The organism is Acetobacter oryzoeni (assembly GCF_004014775.2).
In the GTDB taxonomy this organism is placed as follows: Bacteria; Pseudomonadota; Alphaproteobacteria; order Acetobacterales; family Acetobacteraceae; genus Acetobacter; species Acetobacter oryzoeni.
The window spans coordinates 1,542,215-1,556,137 of the sequence record NZ_CP042808.1 but is presented as its reverse complement, the minus strand read 5'-3'; the positions used below and the strand labels follow the sequence as shown (position 1 = coordinate 1,556,137).

At 46.9% G+C, this 13,923-nt stretch carries 10 protein-coding genes and 1 pseudogene; 9 read left to right on the top strand and 2 right to left on the bottom strand.

From position 1 onward, the window contains the following. The first annotated feature begins 294 nt into the window (after positions 1-294). Positions 295-1,239 carry a LysR family transcriptional regulator gene (locus tag EOV40_RS07220; protein WP_128105505.1) on the top strand — a complete coding sequence of 315 codons (945 nt, stop codon included), beginning with the start codon at positions 295-297 and terminating at the stop codon, positions 1,237-1,239. 169 nt (positions 1,240-1,408) lie between these two features. Then, complete coding sequence (locus tag EOV40_RS07215) at positions 1,409-3,031, top strand: ABC-F family ATP-binding cassette domain-containing protein (RefSeq protein ID WP_128105504.1); 1,623 nt, start codon at positions 1,409-1,411, stop codon at positions 3,029-3,031. Between the two features lie 360 nt (positions 3,032-3,391). On the opposite strand, the gene EOV40_RS15130 is transcribed toward EOV40_RS07215, so the two are convergent. After that, the gene (locus tag EOV40_RS15130; RefSeq protein WP_208729111.1) at positions 3,392-3,784 is read right to left on the bottom strand and encodes a hypothetical protein; all 393 of its coding nucleotides are present in this window, start codon (positions 3,782-3,784) and stop codon (positions 3,392-3,394) included. Positions 3,785-3,982: 198 nt separating this feature from the next. On the opposite strand from EOV40_RS15130, the gene EOV40_RS07205 reads away from it, so the two are divergent. The 3 genes and pseudogenes from EOV40_RS07205 to EOV40_RS15255 all read left to right on the top strand — a co-directional run. Then, the gene (locus tag EOV40_RS07205) at positions 3,983-5,116 is read left to right on the top strand and encodes an acyl-CoA dehydrogenase family protein (RefSeq protein WP_128105502.1); all 1,134 of its coding nucleotides are present in this window, start codon (positions 3,983-3,985) and stop codon (positions 5,114-5,116) included. Then, positions 5,113-5,844, top strand: coding sequence for a PIG-L deacetylase family protein (locus EOV40_RS07200; RefSeq protein WP_128105501.1), 732 nt, complete (start codon positions 5,113-5,115; stop codon positions 5,842-5,844). The genes EOV40_RS07205 and EOV40_RS07200 overlap by 4 nt, the downstream gene beginning before the upstream one ends. Then, positions 5,841-6,233: pseudogene (locus EOV40_RS15255) on the top strand (class I SAM-dependent DNA methyltransferase); the annotation flags it as partial. The gene EOV40_RS07200 and the pseudogene EOV40_RS15255, both read left to right, overlap by 4 nt. A gap of 109 nt (positions 6,234-6,342) precedes the next feature. Here EOV40_RS15255 and EOV40_RS07190 read toward each other — a convergent pair. Beyond that, on the bottom strand, positions 6,343-7,479 hold the full coding sequence (locus EOV40_RS07190; RefSeq protein ID WP_128106216.1) for a glycosyltransferase: 1,137 nt from the start codon (positions 7,477-7,479) through the stop codon (positions 6,343-6,345). 680 nt (positions 7,480-8,159) lie between these two features. Between EOV40_RS07190 and aspT the strand changes: the two genes are divergently transcribed. The 4 genes from aspT to EOV40_RS07170 all read left to right on the top strand — a co-directional run bounded on the left by aspT (position 8,160) and on the right by EOV40_RS07170 (position 13,704). Then, a complete protein-coding gene (gene aspT / locus EOV40_RS07185; protein WP_128105499.1) occupies positions 8,160-9,851 on the top strand; it encodes an aspartate-alanine antiporter in 1,692 nt (563 codons plus the stop codon). A 25-nt stretch (positions 9,852-9,876) separates the two neighbouring features. After that, a complete protein-coding gene (locus EOV40_RS07180) occupies positions 9,877-11,466 on the top strand; it encodes a bifunctional aspartate transaminase/aspartate 4-decarboxylase (protein ID WP_128105498.1) in 1,590 nt (529 codons plus the stop codon). Between the two features lie 116 nt (positions 11,467-11,582). Next, positions 11,583-12,683: an asparaginase gene (locus tag EOV40_RS07175; protein WP_128105497.1), complete on the top strand. Its 1,101-nt coding sequence runs from the start codon at positions 11,583-11,585 to the stop codon at positions 12,681-12,683. A 31-nt stretch (positions 12,684-12,714) separates the two neighbouring features. Continuing rightward, positions 12,715-13,704, top strand: a complete 990-nt coding sequence (locus EOV40_RS07170) for a hypothetical protein (RefSeq protein ID WP_128105496.1) — start codon at positions 12,715-12,717, stop codon at positions 13,702-13,704. The last annotated feature ends 219 nt before the right edge of the window (positions 13,705-13,923 follow it).

Genomic DNA, 13,923 nt, shown 5'->3' with positions numbered 1-13,923 from the left:
ACATATGCATCAATCGACAATACGCCGCTTGTAACGCCCGTCGTCATTCGGTTGTTTCCTTAAAGATTATTCAAACAAATGTCTGTTATCGGGTGAAGCTTCCATCTGCGAAATCGATTAAGGACAGCCGATGGTTAAACCCTCTACCATGATGAACGTAGAGGGTTTGCTAACGAACAGAAATTGAAAAAAAGTTGGCGATCATCAACTGTTTGGTTTTTTCAAAATAGCATCTTAAAATAAAATGGCATTTCTGCTATGCAAAGTTTTGGACTCTATCAGGGGTAATCTTGAATGATGAAGGTGGCTAAACTGCCAGACCTCCGCATACATATGAAATTACGACATTTTCGGCTTGTAGAAATGTTGGTTGCAACCAAAAGTATCCGGCTTGCAGCAGAACGCCTTAATATTACACCTGCAGCTGTTTCAAAATCGTGTCTGGAATTGGAAAATATTCTAGGCATGAAGCTGTTTGTTAGAAACAAGGGTGGTCTTATCCCTGATCCTATTTGTGAACGTTTTATCATTGCGGGCAGAAGAATTGATTCTGAGCTTAAAAATCTCACTGCAGATATTATGCTGTACGAAGAAAGTTTTCATGGGAATGTAAAAATTGGTTTTCAGGCAACGTTGTTGCAAGATCCAATTGTAAGAAGTGTTGCCAAAATTAAAAAGACACATCCCGGCTTGAATCTGACGCTTGAATATGCATCACGCCAGCAGCTTTTAGCTGGATTGGCGGCAAATCACTATGATTTTGTTTTTGTAAATCTTGCAGATATTCCACTCAATAAACGGTTTGGTATCCAGAAACTGGGTACGGAACAATATGTTGTTGCAACCACAAAAGAAACTTTTTCAATCCCTGATGTTCTTGAAAAATGGGATGAATTTTCTGCCGGAATATGGGTTATTCCGATATCCGGAATGGCGATGAGAGATCGGTTTGATAGTGTTTTGGCTGCAAGAGGGCTTTCTCTTCCATCTCGGCGTATTGAAATCAACTCTGTTGTAGGGGGAGAAAGAATAGTAGCGCTTGCCGATGCATTTACCCTGCTTCCGTTAACGATGCTCAGGGATCTTGGGCGCGATATTATGGATCCAGATACAAAATTACGTTTTCTGCCAGAGATGCAGCTGGAAGTAGGAATGGTCTATTTGCAGGATACGCAACTTAGTGCAGCGGCGCAGTATGCGAGTGATTTTATAGTGAATAAAATTACAAGAACGATTTAAGAATACATATATTCATTGTTCGTGCAGCTGTTCTGGATCATGGAAACAGCTTGCGTAAGGGTGTGCCACTTTCCACTGTAATTTTGGGCTTTCCTATTTACGCTCAGCAAGGCTTACGCAATAAGGGGCCTCCGGTTTTGCTTGTTCCCTTTAAGGTATCTGAGGCCCCATGATCCGTCTTGACACTATCAGCAAGTACAATGGCCATCGTGTCATTTTTGTCGATGCCTCGGCTGCGCTTCAAAAAGGTGAGAAAATCGGGCTTGTTGGGCCAAATGGTGCAGGAAAGACAACACTGTTCCGCCTGATTACAGGCGAGGAAGAGCCTGATGAAGGAAATGTTCTGATTGATCGAGGCATCACTATTGGCTTCTTCAATCAGGATGTGGGGGAAATGGCGGGGCGCAGTGCCGTAGCTGAAGTTATGAATGGTGCAGGGCCCGTTGCCGAGGTTGGAGCTGAACTTGCCGAACTGGAAGCAGCGCTGGCAGATCCGGACCGTTTGAATGAATTGGATGCCATTCTTGAACGGTTTGGTGAAGTGCAAGGGCGTTTTGAGGAATTAGGCGGCTACGCGCTAGATGGCCGCGCGCGTGAAGTTTTGCACGGTTTGGGCTTTAGTCAGGAAATGATGGACGGTGATGTCGGCCGTCTGTCTGGCGGGTGGAAAATGCGCGTAGCACTTGCGCGCATTCTGCTAATGAAACCAGACGTTATGCTGCTGGATGAACCAAGCAACCATCTTGATCTGGAAAGCCTGATCTGGCTGGAGCAATTTCTGGCAGGTTATGACGGTGCCTTGCTGATGACATCGCATGACCGTGCTTTCATGAACCGGGTTATCAATAAGGTGATTGAAATTGACGGTGGTGTGCTGTCCAGTTTTTCGGGTGATTACGAGTTTTATGAACAGCAACGCGCTTTAAACGAAAAGCAGCAGCAGGCCCAGTTTGAACGTCAGCAGGCCATGCTGGCTAAGGAAGTGGCTTTTATTGAGCGTTTCAAGGCGCGTGCTTCTCATGCCGCGCAAGTGCAAAGCCGCGTTAAGAAGCTAGATAAAATTGATCGTGTTGAACCACCCAAACGCCGCCAAACGCTTTCCTTCACTTTTCCTCCGGCGCCACGTTCGGGGGATGCCGTGGTTAATCTGCGCGGTGTGGATAAAGCCTATGGCAGCCGGGTGATTTACAAAAACCTTGATCTGTTGATCCGCAGGCAAGAACGCTGTTGTGTGCTGGGTATCAACGGGGCGGGGAAATCTACTCTGCTAAAACTTGTTACCGGCAGCACAGAGCCGGATGCAGGCACGGTTATGCTCGGTGGTAGCGTTAAAATGGGGTATTTCGCACAGCACGCTATGGATCTGTTGGACGGTGAGCGTACTATTTTTGAAACCTTGAATGATGCGTTTCCGCTTGCTTCTCAGGGTTCACTCCGTTCATTGGCGGGCAGCTTTGGCTTTTCTGGAGATGATATAGATAAACTGTGCCGTGTGCTTTCCGGGGGCGAAAAAGCACGTTTGGTTTTGGCATTGATGCTGTACGATCCACCAAACTTTCTGGTGCTGGATGAACCAACTAACCACTTGGATATTGCCACCAAGGAAATGCTGATTACTGCTTTGGCCGACTATGAAGGCACAATGCTTTTTGTTTCCCATGATCGTCATTTTCTTGCGGCACTTTCCAACCGTGTTCTGGAACTTACGCCAGAAGGCCTGCACCGCTACGATGGTGGATACACAGAATACGTAGCTCGAACTGGTCGGGAAGCTCCGGGACTACATGAGTAATTTAATTAGGGTTTATTGCAGCACAGTTTGGCCCGTATCTTTCTTTTGGCAAAGTAGCTTCATGGTATCTTAGCCACGGTTTCCGAAGGAAGTGCGGGTTATCGTGTCATCTCATAGCCCAGCAAGAGAGTAGAATTAGTTTAAGATGCAGTGTGTTATTTTTCCTATATGCTCTCCATGTCTTTAAAAAATATGAATATTCATTTCACAAAATTGTCTAAGAGATAAATAAAGCATCTTTTTATTTTAATATCGTATCGGTTTTCTTATAAAATATTTGTAATCATCTTTGGTTTTTTGAAACTTCATATAAGCCGAAAGGTTTTCTGTCTGGCGGCTAGATTAAAAGACCGTCTCATCTCAAAAAAGAGGAAGAGTACAATGGTCAATCAAGGCGGCAGTCATGAACAGCATGTAAAAGCTGGTGAGCAAAGCCATAAAAATACTGGTAGTTCGCATACTGAGGGTAGCGGGAGCGAAAATGGCTCTGGCACTCGGGGCGGCACACATGAGCAGCATGTTAAGGCCGGTGAGCAAAGCCATAAAAATGCAGGCACTTCGCACGATGAAAGGAGCCAAGGTGAACATGGCACCGGCACGCGTGGTGGTACGCACGAACAGCATGTAAAAGCTGGTGAGCAGAGCCACAAAAATACCGGTACATCGCACAATGAGGGCAGTGGGAGCGAACATAGCTCTGGCACTCGGGGCGGCACACATGAGCAACATGTTAAAGCCGGCCAGCAGAGTCATAAAAACTCCTGATCTCATGCTAAATACAGGAGGCATCAGCAAGATTGCTGGTGCCTCCATGTAGTTTCTCTACACTTACGCCAGCAGATTATATTATCTCTCAATGTAAAGTGACCAAGTTGTACTGATTAGGCATGGATCTGTTATTGCAAGCCATACGTTAGACGTAGAACGTCTTGCGGAATTGGGATGCCTAACATGCTGAACTTGGATGAAAAAGCCGTTAAAAATAACCTTTCTACTTTTCAAATAGATATCAAAAATCTGTTCGATGCGTGGAAAAGTGCGGCTTCCATACCAGCAGAAAATGCTTTTCCAATAGATATGCTCAATGCCTTGCGCGAAATTGGCGCACTAAATGCTCTTTTATCGCATGAAGAAGGCGGGCTTGATCTTTGCCGAACATCAGAAGGTGGGCGCGTTCTTTTAACTCTTCTGCGGCGAACGGGCTATGCAAGCCTTTCGTTAGGGCGATGTTTGGAAGGCCATGTAAATGTTATTCGGCTTGTAGAGCTTTATGGTACCCCAGAACAACGTTGTAAGCTTGCTCAGAGCCTTCAACGTGGAATCTTGGCAGGGATATGGGTTACCGACGGCATCCCACCAGTTACGATAGAGCATGAACGCAGACATTACAGATTAGCTGGCATTAAAGGGTTTGCCAGTGGTGTAGCGCACGTAAGGCTCGCACTCATAACAGCCACCACACATCAAGGCCATTCCATAATGGCGCTTGCCCCTACAGATGGAGCCGAGCGGAGGCTGTTAGGTCCGGGGAAGTTGATGGGAATGCAGTCTAGCGGTACAGGCGGCTATGATTTTACAGATGTAGTGATCTCTCCAGATAATATTCTTGGTTCAGCAGGAGATTATTTGCGACAACCTGAATTTTCTGCTGGGGCGTGGCGGGGATCGGCAGTCGCCTTGGGCGGCATGGATCGGTTGATTGACCTGTTGCGGCAGGAGCTTCTGGATCGGGGGCGCGCAAACAATCCGCATCAACTGCATCGGATTGGAGAAGCCCTGACTTTACAGAAAACCGCGAGCATGTGGGTCAAAGAGGCCGCCAAAGTGGCTTATGCTTCCAACATGGAACCAGAGAGTGTGGTTGCAACTGTTAATCTTGCACGCATTGCCGTTGAACGTGCAGCTTTGGAATTGATAACGCTTGTTCAAAGAAGCCTGGGCGTATCGGCTTTTGTGAAAGGTAAGGCGGTAGAGTTGGTCATGAGGGATTTGATGACCTATCTGCGGCAGCCTGCGCCAGATGAGGCTTTGACAGAAGCCGCTATGTGGTTTGTTAACCATGATTGGCCGGGAGAAGATGCATGAAAGTTCAAGACATTATAGAACATTTTTCTATGCTCCCTATCGCCGATTTTGACCAGATTGCTCCGGGAACATCACTTATACTGGCGCCTCATTCTGATGATGAAAGCTTGGGGTGTGCAGGTTTTATAGCAACCGCAGTGCAGCATAATAGACCTCCTGTTGTTGTAATCGTTTCAGATAGTTCTGCCTCCCATCCTGGTTCCTATGCATGGTCACCAGAACGCCTTGCGCAGTGTCGGCAAAAAGAAAGCCGAGATGCACTTGCTACGCTTAACCTTGCAACAGATCGGTTGTTGTTCCTAGGTTTGCCAGACTCAGCTGTTCCTACCTCAGGTGTGGCTTTTAATCATGCAATACAGAAATTATGCGTGCTGATAGGCCAGCATAATTGCCAAAACATTCTTGTGCCGTGGCAGCATGATCCACATTGTGACCATCTGGCCGTATGGCAGATGGGGCAGAAGTTGAAGGCCTTACTGCCAGAGTTAAGAATATTGTCTTATCCCGTCTGGGGTTTAACGCTTCCGCTTGGTATGGATATTGAAGAAACATTACCTGTTGGATGGCGCCTTAATATTCAGGATTTTTTGAGCCACAAACACAATGCTATTCAGGCATATAAGAGCCAAATGGGGTTGGTTGTGGAAGATGATCCAAATGGTTTTATTTTACCAGAATACCTCTTGGAAAAAATACTTCAGCCTTATGAAATCTTCATAACATCATGAGTAACGAGACGTGGAAACCAGATATTTTTGAAGATATCTTTCAGCTTAATGCTGATCCTTGGGACTTTGAAAACAGCCTATATGAGCAGCAGAAACTTGAAAAAGTCCTGCAATGTCTTCCTGCATCACCCATCTTTTTTGCTGTAGAGTTAGGGTGTGCGATTGGCGTAAGCACTCTAGCACTTGCAAAATATTGCAAGCGTATTGTTGGTATAGATGCTTCTGAAACGGCTCTTGCCATCGCTCAACAACGATGCGTGCAGCAAAAACACATCAGTTTTATCAAGGCCTTTCTGCCACAGGCTTATCCTGCTTCAGAAGTGTCTGGGTGTGACTTGGTTCTTATTTCAGAAGTTCTTTATTTTTTTAGTCCAGCAGATATTCAGTGTCTTGCTGAGAGTGTTACCAAAAGCCTAAAGCCAGAAGGTAATATTCTTATTGTAAATTGGACGGGCCCAACAGATACGCCATGCACAGGAGATGAGGCTGCTGAATATTTTATTCGGGTCTGTCTAACGCAGCATTGGCGCCCAGATTATAGTGAACGCGGGAAGGGATACCGCATTGATCGGTTGATACATGGTGCCCGCCCTCAGAAAGGCAATATTCCGTATGATGGAGAAAATTGAGAACACGTAGGGCACGCTGATAGTGTTTGGGAAGATCCTCCCGAAGAATACGGGGGAAGGGAGGGCAGGCAGATACCTTGCTTATAGGGCTTAATGGGTTTGCGCGTCTGTCAGCAAGCTCTCTGCGGACACGCAATAACCGACTTGAGACTGTTTCAAAGGCATCATCAATATATTTGTCTTGGGCAATCATTCTGCGTGCTAGAGTTTCTGCCATGCCGCCTTGTGCGCGCCCTAAAAGGCGTGCTGAAACATAGACAATGACATCTGGTGCATGACGTACGCGAATGCTATTTTGCCTTAATGCTTTATAAAACAGGCGATCTTCTCCAGATGCAATATCAGGAATGCCTCCCGCCTGCCTCCATGCCTGATGCGTGACAGCAATGCTTGCGCCTGAATGTTCTATATGCCGCGGCCACGGATCATGCGGTTGTGGGTCAAGAAGCAAGGTGATTTGATCTAAAAGAGCGCCATAGGCTTGTTCGGCTCTTTCATCTTCATGAAGCCGTAGAGGGATTTGTGCATATTCGGAAGGTAAAAGCAGGGTTCGCCCAAAAACAGCTTCAACGTGATATTGCGTAAACGCTTCAAGGGTTTGGTATATCCAATCTTTGGCAACTTCTCCATCAGCATCAGTCGTAAATAATAGAGCGTCTTGCTGTGCATTTTGGGCAGCATACGCCATAGCTTCTCTTCGCGCTGTTCCGGCATTTGCGATAGCAGGATCGTAGGTGACTGATATAATCTCCAGCGTAAATGGAAGTTTATCCTGTAGAGATGAAGCCCGTTCATAGGTTTGATCTATAGTGTTGTTAATCCATAAGATAACTTTGTGTGGAAGAGCAAGAAACTGTGCTGCCAGTGCAAGTAAGCAGGAGGTAATATGTTGTTCCTCATTACAAGCCGGAATAACAACAATTCTCTGCCTTTTCCAAAATATATTGTTATGAATGTAAGCATAAGTAATACATGAACTTTTATTATCAGGATCTTCTGAAGACATCATGATACGCCTTGTTAAAGACGATAGGGTGATTTTCTAAGACGCACCAGGAGCGTAAAAGTTCAATTTAATAGTTTGTGACTATGACACAAAGGGTAATGAGCATTTACAGTTTCTGGATGCCTGAATTATGTTTGTTTTTTATTATAAAATGATAAATAAATTGGTTGTGGGAAGTTATCATAAATATACGATTTTATTTTTCAAGTATGTATCTTGTTTTATTAAATGACGGAATTGCAAATATGATCATGGAAATGAAGCGAAAATACATTTCATGATGTTTCTTACGGATGGTTTTCATGGCGCGCACATAGGAAAAATTTGGCACATCTGTTCATTTTAAATATGCAACTGGGAATATGTATTTTTTATGTCTATAATTAAATATACTTACTTTATACGTTATTTACATGCAACAACAACAGATTATTATTTTATTTACCTATAAAGCATAAATAATATTTTTTAATACCATAATCTAATAATTGTTATGTTGAGGGGTATGGATTGGATTTGTGGAAAATAAATAAAACCAAGAACAAATTAATAATTATTACTTAAATGGAATGTAATAATAAAAATAAAATTAAATTAATTGACTCGAATCAATTACAAGTGCGTGAGTTCATGTATATGTTGCGTGGTTCGGGTAGTATATATTCTCAAGGAACTACATTTTGCACGCATTCACTACTCTTTTATCCAGCCTGTTTGGTGCGTGTCCAGAAATGGCCTTGTTTCTTGCACTTGTTATAGGGTGCTGGATCGGGCGATTTCGCTTTGGCTCGTTCCAGCTTGGCGGTGTGGCGGGCTCGCTTTTAGCAGCTGTGCTTATTAGCCAAGTGGGCGTTCATATTGATTCTGGCATCAAGAGCGTTCTGTTCGCTCTTTTTATCTATGCCGTGGGTTATCAAAGCGGCCCGCAGTTTTTTCGTTCATTAGGGCGGCAGTCTCTTAAAGAAATTCTGATGGCCGTTGTGCTGGCTATTACGGGATTGATTACCGTTGTAGCGGTTGCGCGCATATTCCACCTTGATAAAGGACTTGCTGCAGGGCTTGCGGCAGGGGGGCTTACCCAGTCGGCCATTATTGGTACGGCAGGCTCGTCCTTGGAAAAAATTGGTCTGCCGCTTGCGCAGGTGCAGCAGCTTCAGGGTAATGTCGCTGTTGGCTATGCCGTAACGTATATCTTTGGCTCCATTGGGCCCATTCTTCTGTGTGTTAACGTTTTGCCGTGGTTTATGAAGCGCGGCATCCGTGAAGATGCTATTCGTGCTGAAGCCGAGCAGGCAGGCGGCGTGCATGTTATGGGTGAGGGAGAGGTTTCTGCTTTTCCTAATCTTGTTGGGCGTGCGTATCGTCTAACGCAGTCTGATCTCACTATTGCTCGTGTGGAAAGCCTGGCTGCAGGCGTTACGGTGGAACAGGTGCTGCGCAATGGCAAACCTGCCGGTGTAGGGGCCGATGCTGCGCTGCTGCCGGGTGATCAGCTTTTGCTCGTTGGGCAGCGCGCAGAGGTTCTGGCTGCAGGGCAGAAGATCGGGCAGGAAATTGGTGATGTTCCCGGCCTTGATCTTTCCCTTATCCGTCGGGATGTTGTTTTGTCTCGTAAGGATTTTGTTGGAAAAACTGTTGATCAATGCGTACAGTCTCTTTCCGCAGCTGTGCGTCACGGTGTTTATCTGGTCGCGCTCTCCCGTGCAGGTAAGGCAATGCCTGTTACGGGCTCCATGCAGGTAAAGGATGGAGATATTGTTACCCTGCTTGGTACGTCTGCCGATGTGCAGCGTGCAGCCACGCAGATTGGGACGATCCTGCTTCCAAGCATTAAAACCGATCTCGTTTTCCATTCTCTGGGCGTTGCCCTTGGTTTGCTGATCGGCTTGGGTGTGGTGCATATGGGGTCGGTCCCTCTTACTCTTGGTAGTGGCGGTGGGGCTCTGCTTTCCGGGTTGCTGTTTGGTTGGTATCAAAGCCGCCATCCCGTTATGGGGAATATGCCGCAGGGTGCCTCAACTTTTCTGGTGGACTTCGGGCTGGCAGGCTTTGTGGCCGTAACGGGCTTGCAAACGGGCCAGCAGGCTATTGCTACCATCATGCAGCACGGCATTACGCTCTTTCTGTTGGGTGTAGTGGTTACATTGGTGCCGCTTATCCTCACCATGCTCTTTGGGCGCTACGTGCTGCGCTATAACAATACGGCCATTTTTGCAGGTGCTTTGGCAGGTTCTCGCAGTGCCAATCCAGCTTTTGGCGAGGTGTTGAACAAGGCAGGCAATGCCGTTCCCACAACACCTTTTGCCATTACTTACGCAGTTGCAAACGTATTGCTTACGCTACTTGGGCCACTTGTGGTCGCATTTTCCTGAATACTGAAAAGAAGGAAACGCAATAATGACACTCGATTATTCGAAATTTCGTGATCTCAGCCCATTTGAACTTAAAGACACGCTCATCAGCTTGGCATCATCAAAGGCTGACCGCGTTATGCTGAACGCTGGCCGTGGTAACCCCAACTTTTTGGCAACACTGCCGCGTGCTGCCTTTTTCCTGTTGGGGCAATATGCTTTGGCTGAAGCGCGCCTTTCTTTTTCCTATCTCTCTCCCGGTCTTGGCGGTACAGTCCGTATTGAAGGGATTGAAGCACGCTTTGATCGGTTTATTGAAAGCAACGAAGATAAAGAGGAAGCCGCTCTTCTGGGGCATGCTTTAAGTTATGTGCGCGACCAGATGGGCCTGCCAGCCGATACATTCCTTGTTGAAATGGTTGAGGGTATTCTGGGCTGCTACTATCCAACACCACCACGTATGCTGACATTGAGCGAAAAAATTGTTGGCCAGTACGTTCTGCGTGAAATGGTGGGTGGTAGAATTTCTCTGGATTCCACAGACTTTTTTGCAACCGAGGGCGGCACAGCGGCTATGGCCTATGTGTTCAATTCTCTCAAGCAGAATGATCTGATCAAAAAGGGAGACAAGGTGGCAATCGGTATGCCGATCTTCTCCCCTTATATCGAAATCCCGCAGCTTGAAGAATATGGTCTGGAAGTTGTGCCCGTGCAGGCAGATCCTTCTCTGGATTGGCAGTATCCAGAAAGCGAGCTGGAAAAGCTGCGTGACCCGGCAGTTAAAATGTTCTTCTGCGTGAACCCCAGCAACCCGCCATCAGTCAAGATGAATGATGCATCGCTGGAGAAGATTGCCGCTATTGTTGAAGATCGTCCCGAGCTGATGATCCTGACAGATGATGTGTATGGCACGTTTGCTGATGGCTTCCGTTCGCTTTATGCAATCTGCCCGCGCAACACCATTCTTGTTTACTCCTTCTCCAAATACTTTGGGGCAACGGGTTGGCGTCTGGGTGTTATCGGGATGCACAAGGATAACGCAATTGATGCACGTCTGGCGCAGCTTCCGGCAGATGCAAAAGCCGCATTGGCAAAGCGCTATTCCAGCCTGACAACAGATTCAGCTGATCTGAAGTTTATTGATCGGTTGGTGGCAGATAGCCGTGCCGTGGCTCTTAACCACACGGCAGGTCTTTCTACACCGCAACAGGTCCAGATGGTACTGTTCTCTCTGTTTGCGCTGATGGATCATGAAGGCCGTTATAAAGCGACGCTTAAGAGTGTTATTCGCCGCCGTGAAGCTGCGCTTTACCATGAGCTGGGTGTGGCGCCATCGGAAGATGCCAATGCAGTAGATTACTATACGCTGATTGATCTGGAAGATACTTGTCGCGCTCTGTACGGCGAAGAGTTTGCGCAGTGGATGCTCAAGCGGGCCAGCACAGGTGAAATTCTGTTCCGAATTGCAGATGAAACCGGTATAGTGCTGCTTCCCGGTGCTGGGTTTGGGGCTACGCGTCCTTCAGCTCGTGCTTCTCTCGCCAATCTTAATGAATTCCAGTATGCCGCAATCGGGCGTTCATTGCGCAAGATGGTGGATGAATATCACGCTGAGTTTGTGAAGCCTCAGGCGTAATGAAAATTGTGTTCGGAAGGAGAAAGCGCTCCTTTCGGTAGATTTGGTTTTTAAATGACGACAAGGGGAGGTAAGGGCATTCCTTTATCTCTCTTTGTTAGAAAGAGTGTTGTTTTATGGTTTCTGTGCGTGGTCTGCCTATTCTTGCTGCAATTCTGGGGGTAGCCTCTGTTATGCCTGTTTTTTCTCATGCAGAAGGGGCATCTGCACCTCTTGCGGCCCATCAGCAGGTCTCCTTACCACGTGTGCTTGTGCTGGCTACGGGGGGCACAATATCCGGTAAGGCTGATACCCGTTCCGCTATTGGATATGATGCCGGTGCCGTAACAGGTGAACAGTTGATTGCAGGTGTGCCTGGCGTTGAAAAACTGGCGCAGTTGCAGGTGGAACAGATATCCAACATCGCTTCCCAGAACATGAACAGTCAGGTCTGGTTCAAGCTGGCCGAGCGTATTCGTCGGGCTTTTGCCCATAACGAAGCAGATGCCGTTGTGATCACCCACGGGACAGACACAATGGAGGAAACAGCTTTTTTTCTGGATAACGTGATTGCAGATGCACGGCCGGTTATTTTAACGGGCGCAATGCGGCCGAGCACGGCCATTAGCGCAGATGGCCCCGCCAATATGTATGAAGCCGTAAAGGTTGCGGCTGATCCGCAGGCCCGTGGGCGAGGCGTAATGGTGGTATTAAATGATGAGGTGCAGTCTGCGCGTGGTGTCAGCAAAATGCACACCACTGCACTGCAAACCTTCCATTCACCTAATCTTGGTCCGGTTGGTTATGTTGATCCGGCAAGTGTGCGCTTTATGACGCCAGCCAAGCCTCAGCAGCATCTTGCTCTGCCAGCAGACCATAAACTGCCGCGGGTTCAGATTGTCTATGCCCATGCAGACATGGATGCACAGCAGATTGATGATGCCGTAAAAGGCGGAGCGCGGGGCATTGTGGTCGCGGGTATGGGTGATGGCAATGTTTCAACAGATGCATTGGCCGGCATAGAGCGTGCCACAAAAGCTGGGGTTGTTGTTGTGCGTTCCACCCGCGTGGGCAACGGTTTTGTAAACCGTGATGTGGAAGTTGATGATGATCACTATGGGCTTGTGGCCTCTATGGATCTCAACCCGCAAAAAGCACGGATACTTCTGCAGCTTCTGCTGGCTAATGGTAAAACCACAGCTGCAGAGATTCAAAAAGCGTTTAGCGCTGGCTTTTGAGCAGAAAAAACTCAGCAGGATAAGTAATTGAATGAGAGTACGCCTTAAGCAATGGGTATATGCGGGTGGCAAGGTTTCCGTAAGAAATGCACTTGTCTGCTTTCTTGCATCTACCGGTAGTTTTGCATCTGCCCATGCAGATCAGTGGTATACAGGCTCACTCGTTTCCCCTTCCGGCACAACGCGGGAAGGGGTGCTGAATGTTGAACCCTATTATTCCTATAGTCAGCCTTTAGGGTCTTTTGATGCGCATGGGCGAGCAGGGCCTGCATCTCATCCCATGCAGCGCATGTTTTCCAATTCAACGCTCTGGAAATACGGGATCTCTCAGGATTTCAGCATCCAGTTGCATACTATTGTCGATTATGGATGGAAACATGCAGATGGACATTCTCATGGTCCTAAAACAGGCGATGTTCCGTTCGATCTGATCTATCGTTTGGTGCGGCCTGATCCTAAACATTACATCCCGGCTTTCAACCTTTTTGTAGGTATGATTTTCCCTACAGGGGATTACAAAAAGTTAGGAGATAAGCAGGATGGAGTAGGGAGCGGTGCATATGTTTTCCGTTTTGCCTTAACTGAGCAATCTACTTATACGTTGCCAGGCAACCATGAATTACGCTTGCGTGTATGGAACTGGTTCCGGCGTGCTGTCACCTCGGCCAAACTTACAGATGTCACCAGTTATGGCACAGCGCATGGCTTTCGTGGCCGTGGGCAGCCGGGCATGAGCGGCCAGACAGGTTTTTCATTGGAATACGGTTTAAGCCAGAAATGGGTGCTGGCCATGGATCTTGCGCGAGATTGGTCCAATGGATCAACGTTACGTGGGCATGATAGTAATGGCAATTACATCCATAAAACAGGGTCTGCCGGAACGGATTGGCAGATTGCGCCTGCGTTTGAATATAATTGGAACCCACGTTGGGGGGTGATTGTTGGTTCTGCTTTCTATTTTGCCGGTCACAACAAAAGTATCCAGGTTTCCCCACAGTTTGCGGTCAATGCAATGTTCTGAAGTTGGCTTTATAAGGCTTTTGAATATTGAACTTCTAGAAAAGCAGACCAATAAAGAGGCGCCATAGGTATTGGCGTCTCTTAGTAAACCAATCTAAAAGGTAATCATAATTTATAGGTGAATGCTCACTTTAAAGTGGAGATGAAAGGCCTAAACATACATTATTGAGAATAATTTGCATTATCTTTATGCTGCATGCCCTTATATAAGGAGATCTTG

Coding starts and splice junctions, on each gene's coding strand:
- EOV40_RS07190 (WP_128106216.1), bottom strand. CDS start 7,479: ATGTCTTCAGAAGATCCTGATAATAAAAGTTCATGTATTACTTATGCT.
- EOV40_RS07220 (WP_128105505.1), top strand. CDS start 295: ATGATGAAGGTGGCTAAACTGCCAGACCTCCGCATACATATGAAATTA.
- EOV40_RS07200 (WP_128105501.1), top strand. CDS start 5,113: ATGAAAGTTCAAGACATTATAGAACATTTTTCTATGCTCCCTATCGCC.
- EOV40_RS07180 (WP_128105498.1), top strand. CDS start 9,877: ATGACACTCGATTATTCGAAATTTCGTGATCTCAGCCCATTTGAACTT.
- EOV40_RS07205 (WP_128105502.1), top strand. CDS start 3,983: ATGCTGAACTTGGATGAAAAAGCCGTTAAAAATAACCTTTCTACTTTT.
- EOV40_RS07215 (WP_128105504.1), top strand. CDS start 1,409: ATGATCCGTCTTGACACTATCAGCAAGTACAATGGCCATCGTGTCATT.
- EOV40_RS07175 (WP_128105497.1), top strand. CDS start 11,583: ATGGTTTCTGTGCGTGGTCTGCCTATTCTTGCTGCAATTCTGGGGGTA.
- EOV40_RS07170 (WP_128105496.1), top strand. CDS start 12,715: ATGAGAGTACGCCTTAAGCAATGGGTATATGCGGGTGGCAAGGTTTCC.
- EOV40_RS15130 (WP_208729111.1), bottom strand. CDS start 3,784: ATGACTCTGCTGGCCGGCTTTAACATGTTGCTCATGTGTGCCGCCCCG.